The organism is Rhizobium sp. R635 (assembly GCF_002211285.1).
GTDB lineage: Bacteria > Pseudomonadota > Alphaproteobacteria > Rhizobiales > Rhizobiaceae > Rhizobium.
In genome coordinates, this window is the sequence record NZ_LOKX01000007.1 from 119,088 (window position 1) to 143,529 (window position 24,442).

At 62.4% G+C, this 24,442-nt stretch carries 18 protein-coding genes, 1 pseudogene and 1 riboswitch; of the genes and pseudogenes, 7 read left to right on the forward strand and 12 right to left on the reverse strand.

The genetic code is table 11. The features are described 5' to 3' along the window. Positions 1-12: 12 nt before the first annotated feature. The 9 genes from ATY78_RS08135 to ATY78_RS08175 form a co-directional block, all read right to left on the reverse strand. Positions 13-1,644 (reverse strand): ABC transporter ATP-binding protein, encoded by a 1,632-nt coding sequence (locus ATY78_RS08135; protein WP_088681836.1) that lies wholly within the window; start codon positions 1,642-1,644, stop codon positions 13-15. Then, complete coding sequence (locus tag ATY78_RS08140; protein ID WP_088681837.1) at positions 1,637-2,464, reverse strand: ABC transporter permease; 828 nt, start codon at positions 2,462-2,464, stop codon at positions 1,637-1,639. The genes ATY78_RS08135 and ATY78_RS08140 overlap by 8 nt, the downstream gene beginning before the upstream one ends. Further along, positions 2,461-3,468 (reverse strand): ABC transporter permease, encoded by a 1,008-nt coding sequence (locus ATY78_RS08145; RefSeq protein WP_088681838.1) that lies wholly within the window; start codon positions 3,466-3,468, stop codon positions 2,461-2,463. The genes ATY78_RS08140 and ATY78_RS08145 overlap by 4 nt, the downstream gene beginning before the upstream one ends. A gap of 95 nt (positions 3,469-3,563) precedes the next feature. Then, positions 3,564-5,153 (reverse strand): ABC transporter substrate-binding protein, encoded by a 1,590-nt coding sequence (locus ATY78_RS08150; protein WP_088681839.1) that lies wholly within the window; start codon positions 5,151-5,153, stop codon positions 3,564-3,566. A gap of 116 nt (positions 5,154-5,269) precedes the next feature. Then, positions 5,270-6,052 carry a carnitinyl-CoA dehydratase gene (locus ATY78_RS08155; protein WP_088681840.1) on the reverse strand — a complete coding sequence of 261 codons (783 nt, stop codon included), beginning with the start codon at positions 6,050-6,052 and terminating at the stop codon, positions 5,270-5,272. Then, positions 6,049-8,112, reverse strand: coding sequence for an acetate--CoA ligase family protein (locus tag ATY78_RS08160; protein ID WP_088681841.1), 2,064 nt, complete (start codon positions 8,110-8,112; stop codon positions 6,049-6,051). The genes ATY78_RS08155 and ATY78_RS08160 overlap by 4 nt, the downstream gene beginning before the upstream one ends. Before the next feature lie 4 nt (positions 8,113-8,116). Further along, positions 8,117-9,277, reverse strand: a complete 1,161-nt coding sequence (locus tag ATY78_RS08165) for an acyl-CoA dehydrogenase family protein (RefSeq protein ID WP_088681842.1) — start codon at positions 9,275-9,277, stop codon at positions 8,117-8,119. A gap of 10 nt (positions 9,278-9,287) precedes the next feature. Further along, complete coding sequence (locus ATY78_RS08170) at positions 9,288-10,778, reverse strand: carnitine 3-dehydrogenase (protein WP_088681843.1); 1,491 nt, start codon at positions 10,776-10,778, stop codon at positions 9,288-9,290. A 7-nt stretch (positions 10,779-10,785) separates the two neighbouring features. Further along, a complete protein-coding gene (locus ATY78_RS08175) occupies positions 10,786-11,688 on the reverse strand; it encodes a 3-keto-5-aminohexanoate cleavage protein (protein WP_088681844.1) in 903 nt (300 codons plus the stop codon). Positions 11,689-11,757: 69 nt separating this feature from the next. Here ATY78_RS08175 and ATY78_RS08180 point away from each other — a divergent pair. After that, a pseudogene (locus ATY78_RS08180) lies at positions 11,758-12,782 on the forward strand (GlxA family transcriptional regulator). On the opposite strand, the gene ATY78_RS08185 reads toward ATY78_RS08180, so the two are convergent. Beyond that, positions 12,757-13,665 carry a LysR substrate-binding domain-containing protein gene (locus tag ATY78_RS08185; RefSeq protein WP_245313517.1) on the reverse strand — a complete coding sequence of 303 codons (909 nt, stop codon included), beginning with the start codon at positions 13,663-13,665 and terminating at the stop codon, positions 12,757-12,759. The pseudogene ATY78_RS08180 and the gene ATY78_RS08185 overlap by 26 nt on opposite strands. Before the next feature lie 79 nt (positions 13,666-13,744). Here ATY78_RS08185 and ATY78_RS08190 point away from each other — a divergent pair, with 79 nt between their 5' ends. Both ATY78_RS08190 and fdhA read left to right on the forward strand, forming a co-directional pair. Next, positions 13,745-14,650 carry an EamA family transporter gene (locus ATY78_RS08190; protein ID WP_088681845.1) on the forward strand — a complete coding sequence of 302 codons (906 nt, stop codon included), beginning with the start codon at positions 13,745-13,747 and terminating at the stop codon, positions 14,648-14,650. Between the two features lie 154 nt (positions 14,651-14,804). After that, a riboswitch (cobalamin riboswitch) is annotated at positions 14,805-15,005 on the forward strand. A 205-nt stretch (positions 15,006-15,210) separates the two neighbouring features. After that, on the forward strand, positions 15,211-16,401 hold the full coding sequence (fdhA, locus tag ATY78_RS08195) for a formaldehyde dehydrogenase, glutathione-independent (protein WP_088681846.1): 1,191 nt from the start codon (positions 15,211-15,213) through the stop codon (positions 16,399-16,401). 72 nt (positions 16,402-16,473) lie between these two features. Here the strand turns inward: fdhA and ATY78_RS08200 are convergent, their stop codons facing one another. After that, entirely contained in the window at positions 16,474-17,277 is an 804-nt protein-coding gene (locus tag ATY78_RS08200; RefSeq protein WP_088681847.1) for a transporter substrate-binding domain-containing protein, read from the reverse strand. Positions 17,278-17,426: 149 nt separating this feature from the next. Here ATY78_RS08200 and ATY78_RS08205 point away from each other — a divergent pair, with 149 nt between their 5' ends. Next, entirely contained in the window at positions 17,427-19,769 is a 2,343-nt protein-coding gene (locus ATY78_RS08205; protein ID WP_088681848.1) for an EAL domain-containing protein, read from the forward strand. Positions 19,770-19,840: 71 nt separating this feature from the next. Next, a complete protein-coding gene (locus ATY78_RS08210) occupies positions 19,841-20,425 on the forward strand; it encodes a cysteine hydrolase (RefSeq protein WP_088681849.1) in 585 nt (194 codons plus the stop codon). Positions 20,426-20,450: 25 nt separating this feature from the next. Here ATY78_RS08210 and ATY78_RS08215 read toward each other — a convergent pair whose 3' ends face one another. Next, positions 20,451-21,476 (reverse strand): GlxA family transcriptional regulator, encoded by a 1,026-nt coding sequence (locus ATY78_RS08215; RefSeq protein WP_088681850.1) that lies wholly within the window; start codon positions 21,474-21,476, stop codon positions 20,451-20,453. A 339-nt stretch (positions 21,477-21,815) separates the two neighbouring features. Here ATY78_RS08215 and ATY78_RS08220 point away from each other — a divergent pair, with 339 nt between their 5' ends. Continuing rightward, positions 21,816-23,852 carry an FAD-dependent oxidoreductase gene (locus tag ATY78_RS08220; RefSeq protein WP_088681851.1) on the forward strand — a complete coding sequence of 679 codons (2,037 nt, stop codon included), beginning with the start codon at positions 21,816-21,818 and terminating at the stop codon, positions 23,850-23,852. A 130-nt stretch (positions 23,853-23,982) separates the two neighbouring features. After that, positions 23,983-24,225: a hypothetical protein gene (locus ATY78_RS08225; protein ID WP_088681852.1), complete on the forward strand. Its 243-nt coding sequence runs from the start codon at positions 23,983-23,985 to the stop codon at positions 24,223-24,225. The last annotated feature ends 217 nt before the right edge of the window (positions 24,226-24,442 follow it).

The following is a 24,442-nucleotide window of genomic DNA, read 5'->3' on the forward strand; positions in this document are numbered from 1 at the left end:
CTTCATTCGCATTCAGTGGCCGGCGCTTTCCATGCGCCGCGTGGCGAGCACGCGTTCCAGCCAGCCGATTTCCATTTCCGGCACCGATTTCAGGAGCAGATCCGTATAGTCGTCAAAGGGCGGCGACAGCGCCTGAGATTTCGGGCCGAACCGCACCAGTCTACCACGATGCATCACCGCCACGCTGTCGGCGATCGCCCGGACGATCGCGATGTCGTGGGTGATGAAGATATAGGAAAGCTGTTCCTCCTCCTGCAGGCGCAGGAGCAACTTCAGGATACCCTCCGCCACCAGCGGATCGAGCGCCGAGGTCGGCTCGTCGCAGAGGATCAGTTCCGGCTTGGCGGCAAGGGCTCTGGCAATCGCCACGCGCTGCTTCTGCCCGCCGGAGAGTTCGGCCGGGTAACGATCGATGAACCCGTTGCCCATTTCGATCTGGTCGAGCAACTCCTTCACCCTGGCGGTCTTCTCCGCACCTCTCAGGCCACAATAGAAGGTCAGCGGGCGGCCGATGATGTCACGCACCGTCTGGCGCGGATTCATCGCCGTATCAGCCATCTGATAGATCAGCTGGATGCGCCTGAGATCATCGTTCGGCCGGCTCTTGAGATCGGGCATCAGCGGCTTGCCGTCAAAGACGATGCGCCCGCTGCTCGGCGGCAGAAGGCCGGTAATGGCGCGCGCCAGGGACGATTTGCCCGAGCCGGATTCGCCGACGACCGCAAGCGTCTGCCCCTTCGGCACATGCAGCGAGACATCGTGCAGTACCTTGAAGCCGTTGGAATATTCGGCGCTGATCTTCTCTATCCTGAGAAGGGCCGCGGATTGATCGGCGGCCTCGTCGCGATAAGCCTGCCTGACATTGACGAGGGCGCGCGTATAGTCTTCCCGCGGCGCCTCGATGATCTGCTTGACGCTGCCATATTCCACCTGTTTCCCATGGCGCAGCACCATGATGTCGTCCGAGATCTGGGCGACGACGGCAAGGTCATGGGTGATGTAGAGAGCGGCGGTATGCGTTTCCTCGATCGCATGCTTGATCGCCGCCAGCACATCGATCTGCGTGGTAACGTCGAGCGCCGTCGTCGGTTCGTCGAAGACGATGAGTTCGGGGTTGGAGCACAGCGCCATCGCCGTCATCGCGCGCTGCAACTGACCGCCGGAAACCTGGTGGGCAAAACGCTCGCCGAAGCTTTCAGGGTTAGGCAGGCCGAGAACGCGGAACAGGTAAAGCGCGCGTTTGCGCGCCTCGTCCTTTGTCATCAGACCATGTTTGACCGAAGCCTCGATCACCTGGTCGCCGAGCCGGTGTGCCGGATTGAAGGCGGCAGCGGCCGATTGCGCGACATAGCAGACCCGCGCGCCGCGAATTTTCCGGATGCCGTTCTTGCCGAGCGCCAGGATGTTTGCGCCGTCGAGCAGGACCTCGCCGCCGGTGATTTCGGCGCCGCCTCGGCCATAGGCGAGCGCGGAAAGGCCGATTGTCGATTTGCCGGCGCCCGATTCCCCGATCAGCCCGAGGACCTTGCCCTTCTGCAGGTCGAAGGAAACCCCGTCGACGATCGTCACCCGCTTGGGCGGCTCGCCCGGAGGATAGCTGGTCGCCTCGATCTTCAGATTGCGGACGGAAAGAAGCTCAGGCATCGCCGCGCCCTCCCTTGAGGCTGGATGTGCGTTTCAGGAGCCAGTCGACGACGAGGTTGACGCAGACGGCGAGGGTGGCGATCGCCGTGCCCGGCACCAGGGCGGCTGAAATGCCGAAGATGATGCCGTCCTTGTTGTCCTTGACCATGCCGCCCCAATCGGCCGCCGGCGGCTGAATCCCGAGGCCGAGGAAGGACAGGGTCGAGAGGAACAGGATCGAGAAGGCGAAACGCAGCCCGAATTCGGCGAGCAGCGGCGACAGCGTGTTCGGCAATATCTCGCGGAAGATGATCCAGAGCTTGCCTTCGCCGCGCAGCTTCGCCGCCTCGACGAACTCCATCACCGCGACATCCAGCGCCACCGCGCGGCCGAGACGATAGACGCGGGTGGAATCGAGGATCGCCATGACGAGGATCAGGACGATCATGTTCTGCGGCAGGACCGCGAGCACCACCAGCGCGAAGATCAGCGTCGGGATCGACATCATCAGGTCGTTGAAGCGCGAAAAGACCGTGTCGATCAGCCCGCGCGACACCGCTGCGGTGAAGCTCAGGATGACGCCGAGCGAGAACGAGATGATGGTGGCGGCAGAGGCGACGAGCAGCGTCGTGCGCGCGCCGTAGATCAGCCGCGAGAGGATGTCCCGGCCGAGATTGTCGAGGCCGAAGATGTATTTCTCATCGGGCAGTTGCCAGACGTCGCCGAGAACCTGCGTTTCGCCATAGGGCGCGATCCAGGGCGCGAAGATCGCGAAGATGAAGGCGATGGCGATGCCTGTTATGCCGATCCAGGCGGTGATGGGGATGTCTCTTGCTCTCATCGCGGATGCCTCAGCCGGGGATTGGCGATGATCGCGAGGATATCGGCCGTCATGTTTAGGAAGATGTAGACGGCTGCGAAGATCAGGCCGCAGGCCTGCACCACAGGCATGTCGCGCACGGTGACCGCATCGACCATATATTGCCCCATGCCGGGATAGACGAAGACCACCTCGACGACGACGACACCGACCACGAGATAGGCGAGGTTCAACGCGACGACATTGATGATCGGCGCCAGCGCATTGGGGGCGGCGTGCTTGACGATCGAGCGGAAGCCGCTGAGGCCCTTCAGCTCGGCGGTCTCCATATAGGCCGACGACATGACCGAGAGGATCGCGGCCCGCGTCATGCGCATCATGTGGGCAAGCACGACGAGCACCAGGGTCGCCGTCGGCAGCGCGATCGCCTTCAACCGCTCGATGAAGCCCATGCTGTCATAGACGGTCGCCGGAAAGGTCGCCATGCCGAGTTTCACGGCGAAAAACAGGATCAGCAGGTAGCCGATGAAGAATTCCGGCAGCGAGATCGCCGCCAGCGAAATCACGTTGATGATCTTGTCGGGCATTCGGTTGCGGAAATGCACCGACAGCATGCCGAGGCCGACGGCGAGCGGCACCGATATGACAGCCGCGAAACCCGCGAGGAACAGCGAATTTCCCAGGCGTTTGCCGATCTGTTCGCTCACCGAATTCTTGCTGGCCCAGGAGGTGCCGAAGTCACCCTGAACGGCATTGCCGAGCCACTCGACGTAACGCGTCGTTACCGGCCGGTTCAGCCCGAGATCCTGACGGATATTGGCGACGGCCTGCGGCGTTGCCGACTGGCCGAGATAGGTTGTCGCAAAATCGCCGGGCAGGGCTTCCAGCCCGCCGAAGATCAGGATGGACACGGCAAAAAGCAGGACGATGCTGAGCACGAAGCGCTCGAGGATGAGAGCCAGCAGCGGAAAACGCTGCCGGAACCGGAGGCCGGGCAGGATATTGCTTGGAGCAGGATTGGTCATGGCGAAGACCTAGCGCTGAAACGTCGGGAGGACCGCGGGTTTCATCCCACGGTCCCGGCTTCGTTGGAGATCGGAAGGGCGTGGGCCCTTTGCCGCTAGGCGTCCAGCCAGACGCGGGTTGCGACGTAGCCGTTCGACATGTCGTTGCCGATGTCGTGGACGTAACCCTTCACCTGCTTGGTGGAGGCGTTCACGAAATCGTTGAACATCGGCAGGATCACGCCGCCCTCGTCGCGCACCATCATCGCCATGGCGCGGTACATGTCCTTGCGCTTGGCTTCGTCAAGTTCGGAGCGGGCCTGCAGCAGCAGCTTGTCGAAGTCGGGGCGCTTGAACTTGGTGTCGTTCCAGTCCGCCGTCGAGAGATAGGCGGTGGAATACATCTGGTCCTGCGTCGGCCGGCCGCCCCAATAGGAGGTCGAGAAGGGCTGGACGTTCCAGACATTGGTCCAGTAGCCGTCGCCCGGTTCGCGCTTGACCTCGATCTCGATGCCGGCCTTCTTGCAGCTTTCCTGATAGAGCACGGCCGCATCGACACCGCCGGGGAAGGCGACTTCCGAGGTGCGCAGCAGCACCGAGCCGCTATGGCCCGACTTCTTGTAATGGAAGGCCGCCTTGTCGGGATCGTACACACGCTGCTCGATGCCCTCTGGGAAGAGCGCATAGGTGCTGTTGATCGGGAAGTCGTTGCCGACCTTGCCGTAGCCGCCGAGGATCTTCTGCACCATGGTCTCGCGGTCCATGGCATATTTGAGCGCCAGGCGCAGGTCATTATTGTCGAACGGCGCCTTGTCGCAATGCATGATGAAGACGTAATGGCCGCGGCCTGATGTCGAGAGGATCTCGACATTGGGCGCGCGCTTCAGCAGGTTGACCGTCTTCGGGTCGACGCGGTTGATATAGTGCACCTGGCCTGATGACAGCGCCGCGATGCGGGCGGTGGCGTCGTTCATGCCGATGATCTCGATCGAATCGACATAACCGCGGTCGCTGCGCCAGTCGTCCTTGTTCTTCTCGAAAGTGGCGCGGACGCCGGCCTCGAAGCTCGTCAGCTTGTACGGGCCGGTGCCGATCGAGGCCAGCGGATCGTCGACGCCGCCGTTCGGCTGGATGACCAGATGGTAGTCCGACAGCAGCAACGGCATGTCGGCATTGCCTTCGCTGAGTGTCAGCACGAGGTTGCCGCCGTCGGCCTTGATCTCCTTGATCGAGCCGAGAACACCGAGCGCACCGGATTCCGACTTCGCATCGGTATGGCGCTTCAGCGTCGCGACGACGTCGTCGATCGTCAGTTCCTTGCCGTCGTGGAACTTGACGCCCTTGCGGATCTTGAAGGTCCAGGTGACGGCATCCTTCGACGGCTCCCAGGATTCGGCGAGCGCCGGCACGGCGGCCCCCGTCAGCGGATCGGATTCGACCAGCATGTCACCCCAGCAGCGGCCGACGCAGAACATGAACTGCGACAGGAATTTTGCCGGGTCTTTGGAATCGGTAGCAGCGCCGCCTTCGAGGCCGAGCTTCAGGTGGCCGCCACGCTTCGGTTCGGCGGCTTCGGCGCTTTCGGTGAAGAGCTTGTCGGCAACGGCAAGTGTGATGCCGGCTGCCATGGCGCGTCCCATGAATTCGCGGCGGCTGAGCCCGCCCGCGGTGACGCGGCTTGCGAGATATTTGGTATAGTCGTTCATTCCCCAGTTCCTTCTTTGGTGCGTTGACAGAACTTCCGGGCAGGATCGCAGACGGTTTCCTCTCCGCCTCCGGTGCCCGCATCATGCGGGAAAATGCTGCGGTTGCCGCCGCCTCGTTACCGTCCTTTCCAAATGGGGCTTCGCTTCTCCGCGAAAGCCCGCACGCCTTCCAATTGGTCTTCGCTCGAATAGAGCCTGTCGACTGTCGCAAACTGCCGTTTGGTGATCTTGTTCATGGCAGTCTGGAACGTCGAACCCTCTGCTTCGCGCACGATTTCCTTGATGGCCGCATAGACGAGCGGCGGCCCGCTTTCGAGCAGGCGGGCAAGCTCCCAGGCCCGTTCCATCAGCCGCTCGGCCGGCAGGATCTCGTTGACGAAACCCCAGCGATGCGCCTCGTGAACGTCGAGCCAGCGGCCCGTCAGAAGCATGTCCATGGCGATGTGATAGGGAATGCGCTTCGGCAGCTTGATCGAAGCGGCATCGGCGACCGTGCCCGAGCGGATTTCCGGCAGGGCGAAGGTCGCGTGCTCGGCGGCGATAATGAGATCGGTCGAAAGCGCGATCTCCAGCCCGCCGCCGCAACAGATGCCGTTGACCGCACAAATGACCGGCTTGTTGAGGTCGCGCAGCTCCTGCAGCCCGCCGAAACCGCCGACGCCATAGTCGCCGTCGACGGCATCGCCAGCGGCGGCCGCCTTGAGGTCCCAGCCGGCACAGAAAAACTTTTCGCCGGCACCCGAGACGATGGCGACGCGCAAGGCCGGATCGTCACGGAAATCACGAAAGATCAGTCCCATGGCGCGGCTGGTCGCAAGGTCGATGGCATTCGCCTTCGGTCGGTCGATGACGACTTCGAGCACTCCGCCCTCACGCCGTATGCGGATATGGTCGGTCAATTGGGTTGCCTCCTTCGCCGTATGAGAGCATCGACTGCGGCAACACCACGCCCTTCGGGAAGAACCATCAGGGGATTAAGGTCCAGTTCCTCCAGACGCACCGCATTCTTTACGACATATTCTGCCGTATATGCGACAGCATCGACCGCGGCTTCGAGATCGCCTTTCGGCTGCCCGCGATAGCCGCTGATCAATTTTGCAATTTTGAGACGCGAAATCGCCGCGCGAATATCGGCTTTCGTCGCCGGAAGCGGCAGGATGACGGAATCTTCGAGCAGTTCGACGAAGATTCCGCCCGCTCCCAATGTCAGCGACAATCCGAAGACCGGGTCGCGGCTGGCACCGACGATGAGTTCGGCGACCGGCGGATCGACCATCTTCTCGATGAGGTATCCGCCATTCGACGGCATTTTCGCCGCCGCGTTCAAGACGGCCTCACTATCTCTGAGATTGAGCGCGACGGCGCCGGCCTCGGTCTTGTGCGCAATGCCGAGACCCTTCAGCACGACGGGAAAACCGAGCCGCTCGGCCTGCTCGGCGGCTTCACTGGGAGAAAAAGCCTGCAGCCCCCGGGGAACGGGGAGGCCGCAGGCAGCAAGCTCCGTCTTCGCATCGGCTTCCGTCAGCGTCTCGATTTCGCCGTCCATGGACGGCACGTCGAGCAGCGGCAGGGGAGGCGGGCGATCCCAGACCTTGCCAATACCGGCGGCGACTTCCGCCGCGATGATGGCTTCGTCGATGCCCGAAAAGGCGACGATGCCATTCGCCATCAGCCGCTCGGCGATCGGCTCGGGCATATTCTCGGGAAGGGTCGCGAGAAGGCCGGCCAGCGCGCCGGTGGCAGTGGCCGCTGCGATAACCGCGTCCGCCGTCATCGCCCATTCGGCCGCATCGCAGCGGTCCCCGCGCGGAAAGTCGAGGACGACGAGGTTGAGGGCACAGCCGCCTTCGAACATGGCGGTGAAGGCCTCGGTCTGGCGTTCGAAATCGCCCCAGACGAAGGTGTGGTAGTCGAGTGGATTGGAAAGCGCCACCATCTCGCCGAGGACCCGCCGCAGACGCGGCAATTGCTGCGGCTCCAGCGCAGGGAATTCGACATTACGGCCGACGGCGGCATCCGCCATCAGCGAAGCCTCGCCGCCGGAGCAACTCATGGATGAAATCGAATGGCTTGGCAGAGGGCCGGCCACATGCAGCAGCTTCAGAGTTTCCAGAAATGCCGGCAGGCTTTGGACACGGCCGATGCCGAGACGGGCGAGCACGGCATCCGCCACCGCATCGCTGCCGGCAAGCGAGGCGGTGTGCGAAACGGCCGCGTGTTTCGCCTGCTCGGACCTGCCGACCTTCAGCACGACGACCGGCTTCTTCGACCGGCGAGCAATCGCGGCAAGGCGTTCGAGGCCGGACAGATCGCCGAAACCTTCGACATGAAGGCCGACTGCCGTGATGCGCTGATCGTTGATCAATGCGCAGGCGACATCGGCAAGCGACGTCTGCGCCTGGTTGCCCGCCGTAACCACATAGGCGATCGGCAGGCCGCGTGTCTGCATGGTCAGGTTGAGGGCAATATTGGACGACTGTGTGAGGATCGCGACGCCGCATTCGATGCGCTTCATGCCGTGCTGGTCGGGCCATAACAGCGCGCCATCGAGACCATTGATCAACCCGTAGCAGTTCGGCCCGAGGATCGGCATGTCGCCCGCCGCCTCCAAAAGGGCCTGCTGCAACTCGGCGCCGTCGGCAAGCTCCGCCGTCGCCTCGCTGAAACCCGATGCATAACAGACCGCTCCGCCGGCGCCAGCCCGCGAAAGGCTGCGCACGATCTCGACGGTGAGCGTCCTGTTGACACCGACGAAGGCGGCGTCCGGTGCCGAAGGCAAATCGGAGAGCGAGCGATAGCAGCGCCGCCCGAGCACTTCATCCAATTTGGGATGGACGGGCCAGATCTTGCCTGAAAAGCCCATGCGGTCGCATTGCTCGATCACCCTGCGCGCCTCGCGGCCGCCGAAGACGGCGATCGTTTGCGGTCTGAGCAGGCGGTCGAGCGGTCTTGAGGTCATCGGCTCACGCTCCCAAGGGCCGAAGCAAATCGCGGCTGATGATGTGCCGCTGGATTTCTGACGTGCCGTCCCAGATACGCTCGACGCGCGCATCGCGCCAGAAGCGGGCGAGCGGCAGGTCGTCCATCAGGCCCATGCCGCCATAGATCTGGATTGCCTCGTCGGTGACGCGGGCGAGCATTTCCGAGGCGTAGAGCTTGGCCGAGGCGATCTGCCGGTCAGCGGGACGGCCGGCATCGACCTGCCAGGCGGCGGCAAGCGTCAGCCAGTCGGCCGCATCGATCTCTGTGATCATATCGGCAAGCTTGAACGACACGCCCTGATTGGCGCCGATCGGCTTGCCGAACTGCTTGCGCTCGGCGGCATAGGGCAGGGCCATCTCGAAGACGCGCCGCGCCCGGCCGACGCAGGTCGCGGCAACCGTCAGCCGCGTGCCATAGAGCCATTGATTGGCGATATCGAAGCCGCGATGCACCTCGCCCAGCACCTGGGCTTCTGGAATGCGGCAATCTTCGAAACTGAGCGTCGAGTTGTGGTAGCCGCGATGCGAAACGGACTCGTAGCCCTTGAGGATTTCGAACCCGGGCGTACCGCGATCCACCAGGAAGGCGGTGATCTTCTTCTTGATGCCTTTCGGCGTTTCCTCCTCGCCGGTCGCGGCGAAGACGATGACGAAATCGGCGACGTCGGCATGCGAGATGAAATGCTTCGTGCCGTTCAGCACGAAGTCGCCGCCATCGCGGCGGGCGGCGCATTTCATGCCGCGCATATCGGAACCGGCATCCGGCTCGGTAATGGCGAGCGCATCGATCTTCTCGCCGCGCACCGCCGGCAGCAGGTAACGCTCACGCTGCTCGCCCTCGCAGGCCATCAGGATGCCGGAAGGCCGGCCGAAGAAAACCGTCAGCCCCAGCGAGCCGCGCCCGAGCTCCCGCTCGACCAGCGTGAAGGTGACATGGTCGAGGCCGGCGCCACCGACCTCGTCGGGGAAATTGCAGGCGTAGAAGCCGAGTTCGATGCATTTGCGCTGGATCTCGCGCCCGAGTTCCGGCGGTACGAAGCCGGTCCGCTCCACCTCGTTTTCATGCGGGTAGATTTCGGTTTCGACAAAGGCGCGAACCGTGTCGACGATCATTTCCTGTTCTTCGCTGAGACCGAAATCCATGCCGCTTCTCCTATCGCCTCTGGCCGACGTGACGACCGGCGCCTTCGGGCAGCGCCAATTCCGAATGAGCCGCGGCGATTGCCTTGATCTTGTCGAGCACGACGGCCGGCGCCGGCACGGACTTGCCCGCCTTGCTGTCGACATGCAGCAGCATGTGCTCGGCGGTCGCGAGAGCTTCGCCCGTCGCCGTATCGTGCAGAGTGTGGAAGACATGCAGCCGTTTGTCGTCGGCGGCCAGAACCTGACAGGTCGAATGGATCGCCTGCCCGAGTTTGGCTTCGCCGAGATGGCGGATGTGGCTCTCAACCGTGTAATAGCTGTAGCCCGCCTCGACATAGGCGAGATCGACGCCGACGAGGCGCAGCAGCGCGTCCGAGGTATCGCCGAAAACCTGTAGGTAGCGGTGCTCGGTCATATGGCCGTTATAATCGACCCAGGCAGGGCTCACCTTGGTTTCGATCAACCTCAGAGGCTTCGACGAATCGGCCGGAACGGCCGGGCCGCCGCCCTGCGCCCAGAGCGATTGTTCGAAATCCTTCAGCAGCTTGCCGGCGCCCCAGCCCTTGCCGCCATCGCCGCCCTTGAGGGACTGGAGGATGCCGACGAGGTTTTCGTCGCGGATGCGTTCGAGCTCCCGGATCGAAAGGCCGGCCGCCTGTTCGTCGGATTGCCGGCCGATCTTTTCAATCAGCGCATCGTCGAGATCGACGACATCGGTAAGCTTGGTCCAGGGCCATGCGAGGCAGGGGCCGAACTGTGCGAGGAAGTGGCGCATGCCCGCTTCGCCGCCGGCGATGCGATAGGTCTGGAACAGGCCCATCTGCGCCCAGCGCAGGCCGAAGGAATAGCGGATGACATCGTCAAGGGTCTCGACGGTGCAGATGTCGTCGTGGATCAGCCAAAGGGCCTCGCGCCAGAGCGCTTCGAGCAGCCGGTCGCCGACGAAGGCCTCGATTTCCTTGGCGATATGGACACCCTTCATGCCGATCGGCGGCAGCCTTTCCATCGCCGCCTGGATGGTTGCGGCCGAGGTCTTCTCACCGCCGACGATTTCGACGAGCGGCAGCAGATAGACCGGATTGTAGGGATGGGCGACGAAGAGGCGTTCGGGATGTTTCATGTCGCGCTGCAGATCGGTCGGCAGCAAGCCAGAGGTGGAAGAGCCGATCAGAGCGTCGGGACGCGCCGCGGCATCGATCTCGGTCAGCACGCCACGCTTGAGGTCGAGCCTTTCCGGCACGCTTTCCTGGATCCAGTCGGCGTCAGTGACGGCCTGCTGCAGCGTCTTGCGGAAACTCAGCCTGCCGCGCGGCGGCAGTGGTGCGCCGGTCAGCATGGCATAGGCTTTTTCGGCATTGGCGATCACTTCGCCGACGATGCGGTCCGCCTCCGGATGCGGATCGAACACGTCAACATCGATGCCGGCCAGCAGGAAACGGGCGATCCATCCGCCGCCGATGACGCCGCCGCCGATACAGGCTGCCTTGCTGATCCCTGTCATGCCACCCTCAGCGCTTCGTCAGTTTGAGTTTCTTGCGGACATCTTCCGGACCGATGATCCGCGCGCCCATGCCTTCCACCACCTGCACGGCCTTTTCGACAAGCTGCGCATTGGTGGCGAGCTGCCCCTTGCCGATGAAAAGATTGTCCTCCAGGCCGACGCGCACGTTGCCGCCGGCCAGAACCGCCGCGGCCGGATAGGCCATGGCGTTGCGGCCGATCGAAAAGGCCGAGAAGGTCCAGCTGGCAGGCACGTTGTTGACCATCGCCATGAAGGTGTTGAGATCGTCGGGCGCCCCCCATGGAATGCCCATGCAGAGCTGGATCAGCACCGGGTCTTCGATCAGCCCCTCCTCGGCGAGCTGCTTGGCGAACCAGAGATGGCCGGTGTCGAAGGCTTCGATCTCGGGCCGCACGCCGAGAGCCGTCATCTTGCTTGCCATCGCCCGCAGCATGGCCGGCGTGTTGGTCATGACATAGTCGCCGAGATTGAAGTTCATCGTACCGCAATCGAGCGTGCAGATCTCCGGCAGGCACTCGGCGACATGGCTGACGCGCTCGGTAGCACCCGCCATGTCGGTGCCCCTCGCATTGAGGGGAAGGGGGCTTTCGACATCGCCGAAGATCAGGTCCCCGCCCATGCCGGCGGTGAGATTGAGGACGACGTCGATATCGGCCGAGCGGATGCGGTCGGTGACTTCCCTGTAGAGATCGTTGCGGCGGCTGGCCGCCCCTGTTTCCGGATCGCGGACATGGCAGTGAACAACGGCCGCCCCAGCCTTGGCGGCGTCGATCGCGGAATCCGCGATCTGCTTGGGAGTAATGGGAACGTGGCTGGATCTGGAAACCGTATCGCCCGCACCGGTCACGGCGCAGGTGATGAAGACATCGCGGTTCATCGCTAGAGGCATTTTTGTTCTCCCGTCTTGTCTCCATTACGCGGCAGCACCGAAGAGGATGCTTTGCATTTTCAGAGGTCTTTGATACATTATCGGAACTCATGGAGGTGGCCTTGCTGCAGCGATCGACGGAACGGCTCGATATCGACCTTCTTGTGCTGCCGGATACGAACCTGATCCTGATCGCGTCGGTCATCGAGCCGCTGCGCGGCGCCAATCGCATCTCTGGCAGCGAGCTCTATCGCTGGCGGCTGCTGACGCCGGACGGGGCGCCGATCCCGACCACCAGCCATATTGCCATTCCAGCCGAGGGAACCTTTCAGGTGACGACCGAGGATAGGCCGCTCTTCGTGCTTGCGAGCTACAATTGGCACAGCAGCGCCACGCCGGCGCTCAAGATGCAGCTCTCCCAGTCAGCCCGTTACCGCACGATGATCGCCGGCATCGAGTCCGGCACATGGCTGCTCGCCGAAGCAAGCCTGCTCGATGGGCTGCCGGCGACCGTCCATTGGGAGGACTACGAGGATTTTGCGCTCGCCTATCCCGAAGTGCGGGCCGTCAAGGATCGCTTCGTCATCGACAGCAAGCGGCTGACGACGTCAGGCTCGCTTCCGACCGTGGACCTGATGCTGGAGATCATCAGGCAGCGGCAGGGTTATTCGCTGGCGCTCGAAGTCAGCCGGCTGTTCCGCTACGAACAGCCCTCCTTTCATGCGGACGAACCGCTTTCCGCCGCCTCGGCGGGGCTCGGCATGCACGATCCCCGCGTGGCGCAGGCGGTGCGGCTGATGGAGGAACATATCGAGCAGCCCCTGATCCTGGCGCGGATCGCCCGCAGGGTCGGCATCAGCGCCCGGCATTTGCAGGACCTCTTCCAGCGGAGCATCGGCGCGCCGCCGCATGTGCATTATCTCGCGCTGCGCCTGAATGCGGCGCGCCGCAAGGTGATCGAGACGACGGCCTCCTTCGCCGACATCGCGGCGGCAACCGGCTTCAATTCGGCCTCGGCCTTTGCCAGAAGCTACCGGGCGAATTTTTCCGAGAGCCCGTCCGAAACCCGGCGCCGCCTGCGCCGCCGCGTCACGTCATCGGAGGCAGCGACGTAGGCTGGAACGCGTCCCGGATCATCTCGGCGAGTTCGCGGATGGCTTCGGTGGAACGGTAGGTGCTGCGGCGGAGCACGACCTTCGAGGAATCGACCGGCGGGAAACCATCTTCGGCGGTCAGTTCCCGGCAGCCGGGCGGGATGCTGCTGCGGGAAAGTGTCGTCACGGCAAGGCCCGCGATCAGGGCATTCTTCAGTCCTGAACCCGTATCCGCGATGAAAGCGATGCGATAGTTGCGGCCGATCTGCTCCAACGACCGGAGCGCAAAATCACGTGACCAGGTGGAGTTGCGATAGGTTGCAATGGGGAGGGGATCGAGATCGTGCAGCCGGTGGACCATCGAGGTGACCCAGACTGTGGGATCGATGCAGATGACCTCACCTTTCGTCTGGTCGCTCCAGTCGAAAACGACGGCCAGATCGAGTTCGTCCCGCTCCAGAGCGGCAAGGTTGCGCGATGTATAATCACAGGAGACAGTGACCTCGACGGCCGGGTGACGCACGGCAAAAGCCGCAAGCGCCGCCGGCAGCACCGTTTGGCTGTATTCCTCGGGAATTCCGATGCGCACCGGCCCGTCCAGCGGCTTGCTGCGGATCGTCGCGGCGGCCTCGTTCAGGAGATCGATGACCCTGCGCGCATAGGGCACCAGCTGTATGCCCGGGCGCGTGAGTTGCACGCCGCGCGCGCCGCGCTCGAAGAGGGGCTCACCGATCGCCGCCTCGAGCCTCTTGATCTGTGTGCTGACGGCCGATTGCGTGCGCCCGATGCGCTGCGCGGCCGCGGAGAAGTTCGACGTCTCGGCAACGACCAGAAAGGTTCGCAGCAGGTCGCTTTCGATAGCCTCGTGCATTGGCAAGCCATAGAAAAATTCGATGATAGCCATCACTACTATTCGTTTGTCTAATGTCAATTGCTGGCGCAGAAATGAGCGGCGTTCGACTTCCTTCTTTGAGACTATCCGCGTGACCATTGAAAATCCGGCCAGAGACCTCGCAGGCAGCGAGCACGAGAAGGGTGTGCTTCTCATCATTGCCGCGACCCTTGCCTGGAGCGCGAGCGGTGTTTACTCGCGGCTCCTGACCACCGACGTATGGACGGCGATCGCCTGGCGGTCGTTGTTCGGAGGCCTGTTTCTGCTGATCCCCTGTCTTTTCCTCGAAGGGGGCATCTCGCGGCGGCAATGGCGATCCGTCTTCCATCCATCGGGACTTGCGATGATCGCATGCCAGACTTTCAGTCAGGGATGCTTCATCGGGGCGCTTTACATGACCACCGTCGCCAATGTGACGATGATCTATGCGACGACGCCCTTCATCGCCGCGCTGTTCGGCTGGCTCATCCTCAAGGAGAGAGTGGCCAGGCGAACGATGATTGCCGGCGCCGTTTCCCTCTTCGGCGTCGGCATCATCGTCGCTTCGTCGATCGGCGGCGGCACGGGCTGGGGGGATCTGCTGGCGCTCGGCATGACGGCCTCCTTCGCGCTCGTCATCATCATTCCGCGCATCAGCCCCGAGGTGCCGAGCCTGCCGCCGACCGTCGTCAGCGCTTTCCTCACTCTCGTCATCTTCGCGCCCTTCGGCTCGGTCGGCTCGCTCGACCTGCACAACTGGATCGTCCTTGCCGCCTTCGGCGCGACCAACTTCTCGCTGGCACTGGTGCTCTTCCTTGCCGGAGCAAAGCGGATGCCGCCGGCCGAAGCCGCGCTGATCGGCACGATGGAAATCGTACTCACGCCCTTCTGGGTTTGGCTGCTGTTTTCCGAGCAGCCGCCCGTCGCCACCTATTTTGGCGGCGCGATCATCATCGGAGCCGTGTTCTGGCACACGGCTGTAGACGCCAAGCGCAGCCGGCGGTCGCGCGGTGGCTAAAACCCTGCGATCAATTCTTTGAAGCGATCGGAAAACCGCCCTATTCCGGGACAAAATCATTCTCTCGAGCCGCCAGCCGCTGCCGCTTGGCCGACTGTCGTCTTTGAGTTGCACCCATGTCGTTTTTTCGGGCGCTGTTTTCCGCCGGGCATGGTTTGTTTGTCGTGTTCAAGGCGCCGCCTCGCAGGCTGGCGACATGAACCATTGGGAGGCCGGTTCAAAGCCGGTGCTGCCCCGCAACGGTAGAAGAACTGAAATCCTCAAGGCAATCGCCGGATAGACATCCGGAAAGATATCGAGATGGATCGAAAGGAGGTTCTGGAGCCCGAAACCAGCTCTTTGCGCAGCAGATCTACGGATTGCGGCGGGCGATGACGAGCGGAACGACAGGCCAAACCTATCGTGCTCAGTCCTCTCCTCCATCCTGCCTATCTGCGAAATTCGAGTATCGCCCGATGCGGCGTTGTGAATACCGGGCTGCAAAGGAGGCAGGCCGGAGGAAAGGATTGCCGTCGACTGCATCGGTTGCAGCCCGAGGCATCAAACAATGGGAGGAATCCATGAGCAAGAATAGAGGCGTCGTCTATCTCCGGCCGGGCAAGGTCGAAGTCCGCGACATCGACGATCCGAAGCTGGAAGCGCCGGACGGCCGCCGCATCGAGCACGGCGTCATCCTGAAGGTGATATCGACCAACATCTGCGGTTCCGACCAGCACATGGTCCGCGGCCGCACGACGGCGATGCCGGGCCTGGTCCTCGGCCACGAAATCACCGGCGAGATCATCGAGAAAGGCGTCGACGTCGAGATGCTCGACATCGGCGATATCGTCTCGGTGCCCTTCAACGTCGCCTGCGGCCGTTGCCGCTGCTGCAAATCCCAGGATACCGGCGTCTGCCTGACGGTGAACCCGGCGCGTGCCGGCGGCGCCTACGGCTATGTCGACATGGGCGGCTGGATCGGCGGACAGGCGCGTTACGTCACCATTCCCTACGCAGATTTCAACCTCCTGAAGATCCCGGATCGGGACAAGGCCATGGCGAAGATCCGCGATCTCACCATGCTTTCCGACATCCTGCCCACCGGCTTCCACGGCGCAGTGCGCGCGGGCGTCGGAGTCGGCTCGACCGTTTACGTCGCCGGCGCCGGCCCGGTCGGTCTCGCCGCTGCGGCTTCGGCCCGCATCCTCGGCGCTGCCGTCGTCATGATCGGCGATTTCAACAAGGACCGTCTGGCCCATGCTGCCAAGGTCGGCTTCGAACCGATCGACCTGTCCCAGAGCGACCGCCTTGGCGATATGATCGCCCAGGTCGTCGGCACGAATGAAGTGGACAGCGCCATCGACGCCGTCGGCTTCGAGGCACGCGGCCACTCGGGCGGCGAACAGCCGGCGATCGTGCTCAACCAGATGATGGAGATCACCCGCGCCGCAGGTTCGATCGGTATTCCCGGCCTCTACGTGACCGAAGATCCGGGCGCCGTCGACAATGCCGCCAAGCACGGCAATCTCTCGCTCCGTTTCGGCCTCGGCTGGGCCAAGGCACAGTCCTTCCACACCGGCCAGACGCCGGTGCTGAAGTACAATCGCCAGCTCATGCAGGCGATCCTCCACGACCGGCTGCCGATCGCCGATATCGTCAACGCCAAGGTCATCCCGCTTGACGATGCCGTTCAGGGCTATGAGAGCTTCGACCACGGAGCAGCGACGAAATTCGTCCTCGATCCGCATGGAGAGGTCGCGAAAGCCGCCTGACGCGTCAGGATGAAACAGAGATGGCCGGACGAACCGGCCATCTCACGACAATCGCGAAAATGCGCTCGGCAATTACTGGATGCTGAACGGAAAATACTTCGCGTTGATCATGTCGTAAGTCCCGTTTTCCTTGATCGTCTTCAAGGCTGCGTTCAGGCGGGCAAGACGTTCGCTATCATCGAGACGCACCGCAATTCCGGCGCCCTCGCCAAAGTGGGTGACGTCGAGCAGATCCGGACCCTTGAACTCGCAGCAACTTCCCGCCTTCGTGTTCGCGATCCAGTCGTAGATGGCGAGCTTATCCTCCAGGATGATGTCGACGCTGCCATCCGCCAGTCCTTTGTAGAGTTCCGGCGAAGAGCGGAAAACCGTCTTCTTCATGTCGGGATACAGATCATTGGCATAGGATTCCTGCGCCGTCGACGAGGTCACGCCGAGATTTTTATCGCTCAGGGCGGCGGGGCTGACATCGCTGATCGGCGAATCCTTGCGAGCGATGAACACCGACGGGCTGGCATAGTATTTTTCGGTGAAGGCGACCTTCTGCCGCCGCTCGAGGCTCATCGACATGGACGAGATGATCGCATCGTATTTCTTGCCGACGAGATCGGGGATCATGTCGTCCCACTTCTCGATGATGAACTGGCATTCGAACTTGCCGACGTCGCAGAGCGCATTGGCAATATCGATGTCGAAGCCTTGAAGCTTGTTGTTGGCATCGAGGTAATTGAAGGGCGGAAACGCCCCTTCGACGGCAACCCGCATCGGCATGGCATCCTGCGCAACAGCCTTGAGCGGCAAAGTCGCGGCCAGGATGGCGCCCACGCCGACCATCAGCGTTGCGCGCAATTTGGTCTGGATGGATCTGCGCATCATTGTCCGGCTCCCTCACACATAGTCGATCGTTCCCAATAGTGAGCATTAGCCTTTAATTCTACGTGAACGCTTCTTTGTTACCGTCGACGGCAGCGTTAATTTTGTTTTGGTGATTGCGCCCTAGTCTAGCGGTGTTTAGGGGTCTGCGCTTGCATATCGTTCTTCCCTCCAGCTCCAATACGTTTCAGAAGTCCTGGATCGCTTCGGGGAGAATCCTTTTTCTGATCGCCATCAGCGGGCTCGGCGCGATTGGGCTCGTCGTGCTCTCGGCGCTCTGGGCCGGAACCGAAAGCGACGCCGCGGCTCTCGACCGGCAAAGGCAGCTCGTCAATGCCCGGCTGAGGGAACAGGTCGATCAGGTCGCCCATGTCATCGGCCAGGTGGCGAACGGCTATCTTGCGACGAACCGCGCCTATCCCCGGCCAAGCGGAGGCTCCTCCACTCTCGACAGTGTTTTGTCGGCAGCAGCCGGAAGCGCGATCAGCCAGACGGCAATGTCCGCCTTCGGCTACGACCAGGCTTTTGTCGTCGACGAAAAAGCCGAGCTGATCATGCTGACGGACGCCCAGACGGAAAAACGCTATCGCTGGATGAAGCCTCTCTTCCTGCCGCTCCTGCGCGATGCCCGTCTGGCCGCAAGCCAAACGCCGGCTTCACCGGAAAGCCTTTCCGCCGGTTCGCCGCCTTCCAACCATGGGCTGGCCAACCTGATGCGGCTGGAAGGCCGACCGACGATCGTCGGGGTGGCGCCGATCACCGAAGCCTATCACGGGCAGCAGCCGATGCGGCAGTTCCTGATCGCCGTGCGGTTCCTCGACGGGGCGGCGCTGGACCAGTTGAGCCGGGAACAGGGCCTCAACGGCGCCCGCTTCGCGCGGACCGCCGATCCCGACGAAGACGAAGTCGCATTCCAGATCGACGCGACGGCAAACGGCGAACCGATCGGCTTCATCGTATGGCGGCCCGACCTTCCAGGTTCGCGAGTGATCGGCCGATTGATGCCGGCGCTTTCGATTGCCGCCTTCGTCATCGCAATTCTGTTTTCGGTCCTGCTCGTGCGGCTGCGAAGCAGTCTCGGCGAATTGAGGAAAAGCGAACTCCATGCAAGACAGCTCGCCTTGCATGATGTGCTGACCGGTCTTCCCAATCGCGCCTTGTTCGCGATGCGGTTCGAGGAGTGCCTGGCTCAAACGCGGAATTCGACCGAGCGTTCGGCGGTCGCGCTTCTCGATCTCGACCGGTTCAAAGCGGTGAACGATACGTTCGGCCACGCCGCCGGCGACGAGCTGATCAGGATTGCGGCGGACCGTATCCGCTCCGTGCTTCGCCCCGGCGATACCCTGGCCCGGCTTGGCGGAGACGAATTCGCCGTGCTTCTCCGCGGCATCAAGGATCACGACAAGATTCTGCCGGCAATCTGCCAGGCGATCGTCGCCGAACTTGCCAAACCCTTCCCGCTGTTGCACGGCGAAGCGGTCGCACGCGTCGGCGGCTCGATCGGTGTAACCGTCGTGCCGGACGCCGGACGGAATGCCGACGATATCATGCGTTATGCCGACGTCGCGCTCTACGAGGCAAAGATGGGCGGGAGAGGCCAATGGCGCATCTATTCGCCGTCGATGGACGGCGGCAGGAATGCGCGCGACATTCTCAAGAACGAATTGCGGGAAGTCCTGGCCGCCGGCACGAACTCATCGGCGAACGGTGCGCCGCTCGATCCGAACAAGCCGGATTTCGGGTCGCTTGAGGTCCATTATCAGGCGGTCCACCGCGCCGAGCAGGGATTTCAGGCATCGGGCACGGAAGCTCTGGTGCGCTGGCGTCACAGTCAGCGCGGACTGCTGATGCCTGCAAGCTTCATTCCCGCGGCAGAAGAGGGCGGACTTATCGACGCGCTCGGCTTCTGGGTCTTGCGCGAAGCCTGCAAAGCTGCCAGCAGCTGGCCGGAAAACACTTTCGTCGCGGTCAACGTGTCTCCTTCCCAGCTGAGACGGCCGAATTTCGGCGAGGAGGTTTTTGCCGTGCTGCAGGAGAGCGGGCTCTCGCCATCGCGGCTTGAACTCGAACTCACCGAGTCCTCGCTCATCGAGGACAACTCGGAAATTTACACGGTGCTGAAGTCGCTGCGCAGCCGGGGGGTGCAGATTTCGCTCGACGATTTCGGAACCGGCTATTCAAGCCTCAGCCATCTCATGCGCTTCGATATCGACCGGATCAAGATCGATCGCTCCTTCGTCTCGATGCTCGGCACGAAAGCCAACGGGGCAGCCATCATCGGCGCCATCGTCGCGCTCAGCCGCAACCTCGCCATCTCGACGACGGCCGAAGGGGTTGAAACCGAATATCAACGCGATTTCCTGGCCGCCCTCGGCTGCACCGATCTCCAGGGCTATTTCTTCTCCAGGCCGGTTCCCCTTCACGAACTCAACTGCTTCCAGGATGCCGGGAGTACCGCCGGTTCCCCTGTGAACGCTCCGAAAGCCATCGCATGAATGGCTTTTGACCTCGCCCGATCGCGGAACTTTCCCTCCTGAGAGCGGTTAGCGCCGTCATGGAGGATGCAATGGGCGAGATCGGGGAGTGGCGGCACCTCTGTGTCGACATGCAGCGGATGTTTTCCGAAGATACGCCGTGGCATGTCCCCTGGATGGCGCGGGTCTCTCCCCAGATCGAGGAACTTGCCGGCCGGCACCCCTCTCAAACGATCTTTACCCGCTTCGTGCCGCCAGAGCGTCCGGACGAGATGCCGGGAAAGTGGCGGGATTATTACCGGAAATGGTGGATGATGACCGGCGAGCATCTGCCGCGCGGCCTCGTCGATCTGGCTCCGTCGCTCGCCGCGCTGGTTCCGCCGGCAAGACACTTCGACAAACGCACCTATTCTCCCTGGATCGGCGGCCGGCTTCACGCGGTCCTGCAGTCGGATCGGGTCGACACACTCGTTATCACTGGCGGCGAAACGGATGTCTGCGTGCTCGCCACGACGCTCGGGGCGATCGATCTCGGCTATCGCGTCATCGTGCTGAAGGACGCCGTCTGCAGCAGCGCCGACGACACCTATGATGCATCGCTCGAACTTCTGCACGATCGGTTTTCCGTGCAGCTCGAACTCATGGAGACAGAAGAGTTTCTGCGTGGCCTCGGTTGAGCGGCCAGCCGCGGGACCGCGGCTCTCAGCGCACCCCGAGTTCACGATGCGATCTGCGCAATTTTGCGGGCGTGACGTGATAGGTACGCCTGAACCAGTTCACCAGATGGGCGCAATCGGTAAACCCGCATTCATAGGCGATCTGGGCGATGGAGCGATCGCTGTTGAGCACCATCCACTTCGCGGCTTTCAAGCGCATCCCGCGCCAATATTCGCCGGGAGCGGCCTGCAGATGCTTGCGGAAAAGCCGGGAAAGCTCCCGCTCCGATGTACCGACGCTTGCCGCGATGTCGGCGACCGAACAAAGCTCATACATCTTCTGCCGCATCAGCCCTATCGCATTGGCGACGCGGCGGTCTGCGCACTTCACGCCGAGATCGGGTTCTTCGACGGCTCCTTGCCGGTCGAAACCGTGATCGCCGAGAAGGTAGTGAAACGCCTTGTGCGCACGGGACTCCCCGCAGGCGTTCGACACCAGATACATTGCGAGCTGTATCGAGGCCAATCCGCCCGGACAGGTGATGATGTTGCCATCGACCACGACCGGCCGGTCGGTGATGGGAGTGATGTCAGGGAAATTCTGACGCAGCAGCCCCGCCAATGTGAAATGGACCGCGCATCTCTTTCCCTCAAGCAGGCCCGCCTCGGCCAGCACGAAGCTTCCTGAACAGTTGCCGGCAACCGGCACGCCTCTGCGGGCAGCCGCGGTGACGAAGTCGTAAAGTTCCGGTGGAACCTTCTGATCGGCATGGAGAATGCCTCCGTGCACGACGATGAAGTCATAGTCGCCGGGGTTTCCATACGTCCTGCCCGGTGTCAGTTCCAGGCCGCAGCTCGATCGCACCGGATCGAGATTGTGCGACAGCAGCTCCCAATCACAGTAGATCCGACGGCTGAAGTCGCTTTCGTCACCAGCTAGCCTGAGAAAGTCGGTGAAGCAGGCAAGCGGCATCAGCGTGAAGTTCGGCGTCGCCACGATCCCCACCCTGAGCGGGCAGCTTATATCAGGCGCAGGCTTGCTTGGCCCCGATTGGGAATAGTCGCGCTGCAAGCGAAGGTCCTCCGGGCCATCGAAATTGTCCTAAACGTACAATACGGCGGCGACCAAGACAAATATCATCGATTTCGCATCGATCGGCACGGGAAGCGAGCATTCCACGCAGACGTGTCAAAAGCACAAACAGGGGAACACAATGAAGAACCTTGTTGTCATGCAGGTAAGTTCACCCCTGTCGATCCGATCGGCACGCGCAGGATTGTAGATATAGGACCAGCACCATCCGATGGCGGCGACCAAGATCGGTTCATACCGAAATTCATTACCAACACTCGTCCAGCGCGGGCGCATCCATGGACACATCGAACCGCAGAACCGATATCGGGATTCAAGATGACAAGCTCCTTTCCGAAGACCTTCTCCGAAATCACGCTGGCAGGCCACAGGCTGCGCAACAGGATCGTATTCGGCGCCCATACGGCCAACATGTCCGTCAACGGATTGCCGGGCGATCAGACGATCGCCTATTACGTCGAACGGGCGATCGGCGGGGCAGCCATGATCGTTGTCGAGCCGATGCCCGTCCACCCGGCCGCCGTGCTGACGCGCGGCAACTTCCGGACGTCTGACGATTCCGTCATCCCGGCGTTCCGCAAGTTGACAGACAGCGTGAAGCAGCATGGGGCAGTTGTCCTTCAGCAGCTCTATCATGTCGGAAGCCACGGTGACTCCGACCTATCGTTTCATGCCCATTGGTCGCCATCGGGAGGGCCGAGCTACCACGATAGCGACGGCTCGCATGCGATGACGGAGGGCGAGATCGAGGAAACCATCGACGCCTTCGTCAAGGCGGCGCTGCGCTGTCAGGCGGCAGGCTTTGATGGCGTGGAGGTCTGGGCCGCCTATGGGGGGCTTCTCGATCAGTTCTGGACGCCGTTCTACAATCGCCGCGAGGATCGCTGGGGCGGCAGTCTCGAAAACAGGACGCGGTTCTCGCGGGAGATTCTCGACCGCATCCGGCGTGCCTGCGGTCCGGGCTTCATCATCGGGCTTGCTGTCAGCGACGAACCCGGCTGTCCGACGGCTCTCAATCGCGACCAGTTGACGGAGATCGTCGCCGGCCTGGATGAAGAGGGGCTGATGGATTACGTGACTTGCGGCTCCGGCGGATATTTCGACTATGGCAGCCTGATGCCGACCTTTCTCTATCCGGAGCGATTGGGTATCGAATTGTCGTCACGCCTGAAGAAGGTCGTGAGCCACGCGCTGGTCACGGCGGAGAGCCATATCCGAACACCCGAAAACGCGGAAATCACGCTGGGGGAGGGGGCGGCGGATCTGGTTTCCATCGTCCGCGGCCAGATCGCCGATCCGCACCTCGCCAACAAGGCGCGCCTGGGAACGCCCGAGGACATCAGGGGCTGTCTTTCCTGCAATCAGATGTGCTGGGGCCGCCGGTCGCGAGACTATTGGATCAGCTGCCTCATCAACCCCTCCGTCGGGCGCGAAGCCGAATGGGGAGGCGACCGGTTCGAACCTGCCGGCAATCCTCAATTCGTCCTGGTCGTCGGAGGAGGGCCGGCGGGATTGGAAGCAGCACGTGTCGCGGCCGAAAGAGGCCATCGCGTCGTCCTGGCGGAAGCGTCGGATCGGCTGGGCGGAGCCTTCCGCCTGGCGGGCGAGCAGCCGCGCCGCGCACAGATACTGGATCTCATCGGCTGGTACCAAACGCGCTTCGAAAAACTCGGCGTCGAGCTTCGCTTCAACACCTATCTCGAGGCAAGCGACGTTGCCAGCATCGGGGCCGACGTGGTGATCCTGGCGACCGGATCGCTGCCGCAGGAAACCGGCTTTCAGAAGGCCATGCCCGATCGCCCGTCTCTCGACGGCATCGCACGAGGAAACGTCTTCTCAGCCGAAAGCGTCATGGCCCGTCAGGCAAGGCTCGGCAAACGCGTCGTGCTGATCGACGAAACCGGCGGATGGAAGGGCTGCGGCACGGCCTGGAAACTCGCTGAGCAGGGGCATGAGGTCGTGCTCGTGACGCCGGACGCGCTCATCGGGAAGGAACTGCAACGCACCTCTGCCGACGTCCCCCTGCGGCGGACGCTGAGCATGCTCGGCGTCCAATTCCGGACGGAGACCAGCATGGAAAGCTGGCAAGGCAATTCCGCGACGCTCGTCTCCCACCTGACGGGAAAGCGCGAGACCATCGAAGCCGACAGCCTCGTATTCTCCACGACCAACATTGCAGCCAACTGGCTCGCCCTGGAACTCGCCGAACTCGGCATTCCCTTCGTCGAGATCGGCGATGGCGTGGCGCCGAGACAGGCTCCTTATGCCTTCTATGAGGGTCGGCGCGCCGGAATGGCGATCGGCGCCGGGGAAGAGGCGCGAGGCGGCGAGACGCCAAAGATTTCCGTGGCATAAGCATATGGAAGATGACCGCCCATCACGCGGTCATCTTGTGCATATCGGTGCAACTCAATAGGAAGGCAGGCGATCCGGCCGTCGAAGATAGGACACCGGCCTGATTCTATTGATTTTCAAGGAGAGTATATTGCGCCGAGCCCTTCAATTGTTGCTGATCCTCGTCATTGCATTCGTCGTGATCATCGGTTTCCGCTGGTACCGCTATGTCACCAACGTGGAAAGCCCGTATGACGAAGTCGGTATCGAGCTGAACAGCCGTATGCCCGGCCCGATCAACGAATGGGGATGCGCCGCGCTTCATGCCACATTTGTCGATGCCCTGCCGCCCTATGGCTGCCAGGATGGCGCGGATGCCCGCAAGTGGCGGTGAACAGGCTTCGCGCCTGAGCCGACGCCATTATCCGATGTTTGCTCAGGCATTCCCGGAAAAGCTCTAGAGCATGTCGCGCAAAAGTGTGCGGCGGTTGTCTAATCGCATTGCCTTAGTCAAGGCTGTTTTGTCATCAGGCATCGACGCCGCTTTTGGGGACGGCGTAGCGAGGGGGATTCGAATGTTTGGGCGATGTTGTCTTCAAAGCTGTCCAGCG